The organism is Bradyrhizobium sp., from assembly GCF_004799445.1.
Lineage (GTDB): Bacteria > Pseudomonadota > Alphaproteobacteria > Rhizobiales > Xanthobacteraceae > Bradyrhizobium.
In genome coordinates this window covers 1-5,109 of sequence record NZ_SSNA01000041.1, presented here as the reverse complement: position 1 = coordinate 5,109, position 5,109 = coordinate 1, and the positions used below count along the sequence as shown (strand labels likewise).

5 protein-coding genes are annotated in these 5,109 nt (G+C 62.7%); all 5 read left to right on the top strand.

The window, feature by feature from the left end:
* Positions 1 to 943, top strand: a 943-nt coding sequence (locus E8A46_RS04415) for an aminotransferase class I/II-fold pyridoxal phosphate-dependent enzyme (RefSeq protein WP_291557955.1), incomplete at its 5' end; no start/stop codon positions are given.
* A gap of 106 nt (positions 944 to 1,049) precedes the next feature.
* Positions 1,050 to 2,369, top strand: a complete 1,320-nt coding sequence (locus E8A46_RS04410; protein WP_291557952.1) for a homoserine dehydrogenase — start codon at positions 1,050 to 1,052, stop codon at positions 2,367 to 2,369.
* A gap of 152 nt (positions 2,370 to 2,521) precedes the next feature.
* On the top strand, positions 2,522 to 3,520 hold the full coding sequence (gene glpX / locus E8A46_RS04405; RefSeq protein ID WP_291557949.1) for a class II fructose-bisphosphatase: 999 nt from the start codon (positions 2,522 to 2,524) through the stop codon (positions 3,518 to 3,520).
* Between the two features lie 33 nt (positions 3,521 to 3,553).
* Positions 3,554 to 4,273 (top strand): haloacid dehalogenase type II, encoded by a 720-nt coding sequence (locus E8A46_RS04400; RefSeq protein ID WP_291557947.1) that lies wholly within the window; start codon positions 3,554 to 3,556, stop codon positions 4,271 to 4,273.
* A 69-nt stretch (positions 4,274 to 4,342) separates the two neighbouring features.
* The gene (locus E8A46_RS04395) at positions 4,343 to 4,852 is read left to right on the top strand and encodes a hypothetical protein (protein WP_291557945.1); all 510 of its coding nucleotides are present in this window, start codon (positions 4,343 to 4,345) and stop codon (positions 4,850 to 4,852) included.
* Positions 4,853 to 5,109 lie beyond the last annotated feature (257 nt).

The window sequence follows — 5,109 nt, the reverse complement described above, 5'->3', positions numbered from 1 at the left end:
CCAGCGTCGCCACGATCTGGGCTCGAAAGAAGGGTTTGCCAACGTCGCCCAGGCCATCACCGCGCCCGGCGACGTGGTGCTGTGTCCCAATCCGAGTTATCCGATTCACGCCTTTGGCTTTCTGATGGCCGGCGGCGTGATCCGCTCGGTTCCTTCGGAGCCGACGCCGCAATTCTTCGAGGCGGTCGAGCGGGCGATCATCCATTCGATCCCGAAGCCGCTGGCGCTCGTGGTCTGCTATCCCTCCAATCCGACCGCCTATGTCGCGAGCCTCGATTTCTACAAGGACCTGGTGGCCTTTGCGAAAAAGCACGAGATCTTCATCCTGTCGGATCTGGCCTATGCGGAAGTCTATTTCGACGACAACAATCCGCCGCCCTCGGTGCTGCAGGTTCCCGGCGCGATCGATGTGACCGTGGAATTCACCTCGATGTCGAAGACCTTTTCGATGGCCGGCTGGCGCATGGGATTTGCGGTCGGCAACGAGCGGATCATCGCTGCGCTGGCGCGGGTGAAATCCTATCTCGATTATGGCGCGTTCACGCCGATCCAGGTGGCCGCGACCGCGGCGCTCAACGGTCCGGATGATTGCATTCGCGAGATGCGCGACACCTACCGCAAGCGCAGGGATGCGCTGGTGGAATCGTTCGGCCGCGCCGGCTGGGAGATTCCGCCGCCGGAAGCCTCGATGTTCGCCTGGGCGCCGCTGCCCGAAGCCTTCCGCGGCGTCGGCAGCATGCAGTTTGCGACCCTGATGGTCGAGAAATCCGGCGTCGTGGTTTCGCCCGGGGTCGCCTTTGGCGAGCATGGCGAGGGCTATGTCCGCATCGCCATGGTGGAAAACGAGCAACGGATTCGCCAGGCCGCCCGCGGCGTGCGCCGCTTCCTTGAAAGCGGCATCGAAACGTTGCACAACGTGGTTCCTCTCGCCAACCGGCGGTAGGCATGATTCCGAAAAGCATGTCCCCGGGCTTGACCCGGGGATGGACTTCCGGTTTTCGGATCGGGTCATGCCTAGATTGTAATCTCTCCGGCAGGTTTTTCCCGTCATGGTCGCACCCCTGAAAGTGGGTATTGCGGGGCTCGGCACCGTTGGCGCCGAAGTGGTCCGTCTCATCGAGCAGCAGAGCCGGACGCTGTCGGCGCGCTGCGGACGCGGCGTGCGCGTTGTCGCGGTCACCGCGCGCTCGAAGGTGAAGAGGCGCGCTCTGGATCTGCGCGGCATCGCCTGGGCACGAAACCCGCTGGCGCTGGCCAGCGATCCCGGCATCGATTGCTTTGTCGAATTGATGGGCGGGGCGGGCGAGCCCGCATTGTCGGCGATCGAGGCGGCGCTGAAATCCGGCAAGTCGGTCGTCACCGCCAACAAGGCGCTGATCGCGAGACACGGGCTGCGGCTGGCGAAGGCCGCCGAGAAACATGGCGGCGCGCTGAATTTCGAAGCGGCGGTCGGCGCGGCGATCCCGGTGATCAAAACCCTGCGCGAGGGGCTGGCGGGCACGGCCATCAATCGCGTCTACGGTATCCTCAACGGCACCTGCAATTACATCCTGACCCGGATGGAACAGGAAGGCCTGTCGTTCGCCGAATGCCTGAAGGACGCGCAGCGGCTGGGTTATGCGGAAGCCAACCCTTCCTTCGATGTTGATGGCCACGATACCGCGCAGAAACTTGCGATACTGGCCAGCCTCGCTTTCGGCAGCAAGGTCGCGCAGAGCGCGGTTTACGTCGAAGGCATTTCTTCGATCGCGCCGGAAGATCTCCGCGCTGCGGAGGAACTCGGTTACCGCGTCAAACTGCTCGGGGTTGCGGTGCGGACCGCGAAAGGCATCGAGCAGCGGGTGCATCCGACCATGGTTCCGAAATCATCCTCGATCGCCCAGGTCATGGGCGTCACCAACGCGGTGACCATCGACGGCGAGGGCATCCCGCCGATCACGCTGGTTGGTCCGGGCGCCGGCGGGGCAGCAACCGCATCGGCCGTCGTCGGCGACATTGCCGATGTCGCGCGCGGTATCCGCGCCTTGCCGTTTGGACGCCCGGTGGCGCGGTTGCGTGCGACCCGGAAGGCTCCGATGGAGCGCCATGAGGGTGGCTATTATATCCGCCTGATGGCGCGCGATCTGGCAGGCACCGCCGCGACCATCGCCACCCGGCTAGCCGAGCAAAAAATTTCCATTGAATCGATCGTGCAGCGCCATCCCGACGGCGTTGACGTCAGCGGCAAGGCGGGGAAAGCTGCGCCGGTGCCGGTCATCCTGATCACCTATGCCACCAGCGAAGACGCGGTCCATCGCGCGCTGCAGGCGGTGCAGCGCGACAAGGTGATCAGCGGCCGGCCGCAGGTGATACGGATCGAGAAGAACTAGAGCATGAAACGATCATGCCCACATAAAAAAGCTGTGATCATGATCCGGTTCAATCCATTCGGACCATGATCTGGTGGTCCAAACGGACGATGCGAGAAGCGATGATGTGCGGACTGCAAGATCCGCGAGTTAAGTCTTAAAGGAGTTCGCCGATGTCGACCCATATCTCCGTCCCCCCGCAGCTCCTGCTGGAGCGCATCCTCACGCTGGAGATCGTGCGGGTGACGGAACGCGCGGCGGTATCGGCCGCGCGGCTGCGCGGCCACGGCAACGAGAAAGCCGCGGACCAGGCCGCGGTCGACGCCATGCGCCGCGAACTCAACAAGCTGCCGATCGAAGGCACCGTGGTGATCGGCGAGGGTGAACGCGACGAGGCACCGATGCTGTTTATCGGCGAGAAGGTCGGCATCAATGCCGGCCCCAAGGTCGACATCGCGGTCGATCCGCTGGAAGGAACCACGTTGTGCGCCAAGAACATGCCCGGCGCGATCGCGACCATGGCGATGGCGGATGGCGGCACGCTGCTGCATGCACCCGACGTTTACATGCAGAAGATCGCCGTCGGACCCGGTTACAAGAAAGGCGTCGTCGAACTCGATGCATCGCCGGCCGACAATGTTCGCAGGCTGGCCAAGGCCAAGGGCGTCGATCCCTCCGCGATCACGGTGCTGGTGCTCGACCGCCCGCGTCATGCCGATATCATCAATGGCGTGCGCTCCACCGGTGCGGCGGTCCGCCTCATCACCGATGGCGACGTCGCCGGGGTGATCCATTGCGCCGATCCCGACAATACCGGGGTCGACATGTATATCGGGACCGGCGGCGCGCCCGAAGGCGTGCTGGCGGCGGCGGCGCTGCGCTGCATCGGCGGCCAGATGCAATGCCGGCTGATCCTCGACAGCGAAGAGAAACGCGAGCGTGCCCGCAAGATGGGCGTCGTCGATCCGCGCATGATCTACGGCATCGAGGACATGGCGAAGGGCGACTGCCTGTTTGCGGCCACCGGCGTCACCGACGGTTCGCTGCTGTCGGGCGTCAAGTTCCGCAAGGATGTCATTCATACCGAAACCGTCGTGATGCGCTCGGTCACCGGGACGGTCCGTTACATCAAGGCCGAGCACCGGCAGCTGGAAAAATTCCACCTCGATTGAGGAGCGCCGTCCCCAAAAAAACCGGGAGCGAAGATGTCCGATCTTTCCGCCGTGAAAGCGCTGGTGTTCGATGTGTTCGGCACCGTGGTCGACTGGCGCTCCAGCCTGATCGCGGATTTCACCCGATGGGGCGAGAAGCGCGGCGTCAAGGCCGACTGGACCGCGCTGGTGGATGGCTGGCGCGCGGTCTATGCCGCGTCGATGGACGAGGTCAGAAAGCACCCCGAACGCGGCTACGTGATCCTGGACACGCTGCACCGGCAGTCACTGGAAAAGCTGGTCGCCCAATTGTCGATTTCCGGGTTGAGCGACGCCGACCTGCATTACCTCACCATGGGCTGGCACCGGCTCCATTCCTGGCCTGACTGCGTCGCCGGACTGACCCGGCTGAAGACGAAATTCATCATCAGTCCGCTTTCCAACGGCAATGTCGCGCTGCTGACCAACATGGCGAAATTCGCCGGCCTGCCATGGGACCTGATCATGTCGGCGGAATTGTTCCAGCACTACAAGCCCGACCCCGAAACCTACCTCGGCGCCGCGCGCCTGCTGTGTCTCGCGCCGGAACAGGTCATGATGGTGGCGGCGCATAACCATGATTTGAAGGCCGCCCAGAAACTGGGACTGAAGACCGCCTTTGTCGCGCGCCCGACCGAATATGGCCCGTTGCAGAAATACGATCTCGAGGCGAAGGGCGATTGGAACATCGTGGCGAAGGATTTTGGCGAGCTGGCGGGGCGGATGGGCTGCTAACGACGAGCCAACGATCAAACTGGGGGCCGTGTTTTGGTATCCTTGTCGTCAATCGCGCAGGGAGTGAGTATGGCGCTGGCGATTGCCGGTGTGATCGCTCTACTATCGTGGGTACTTCGAAGGGCGAGGCCAAGTATCGCCAGCGATACTGCTGGCGCAATTGAGCCGGAAAAAAGCTCCGCTTGGTTTACTGTCATAGGGGGCTGCCTGCTTTTGCTCGTCGGCTTGTTCGGAACCCTGTTTCGGGCGGGCGGCTCGGGAGCGCTGGCGGTAGCTGTGCTGGGTCTCTGCATTGCGGGGTTTATGTCACCATCGCTGACATCCGTGCATCGGGTAACGTGGGAAGAGGAAGGGATCGAGGGGCCCTCACGCCTGTTTGGTCTCACGTTAGGATTGCGAAGAACCAAAATTCTTTGGCGCGACGTCGCGCGAGCCGGAATAACGATGACCGGGTACTGGTTTGTCGAGAGTCTTGACGGCAGGCGTGTTTATTGGAGCTATCTCTATAAGGGCTACGGTGCTCTCACTGCTTTTCTCCACAGGAAACGACCTGATTTGCCTTTGCCGTTTGCGGCGTGAAGGCGCCGCGTTGTCTCGTGGCCTTGTACCAAGCCCCGTCGTCGAGGATCACGCCAAACTAGCGCGTAGGGTGGGTGAGCTCTTAGCCCGCAGCGCGGATTAGCGTAGCGTAATCCGCCGTTTGATCTAGCTAGTTGGCGGATGACGCCAAGCTAATCCGCCCTTGTAATAGCAAAACAGATTATTGTCGGCCTGTTCCGAAAGGAATGGCCTGCCGCGGACTGCAATCCGCGGCAGGCCGCTGGCGATCGGATCGA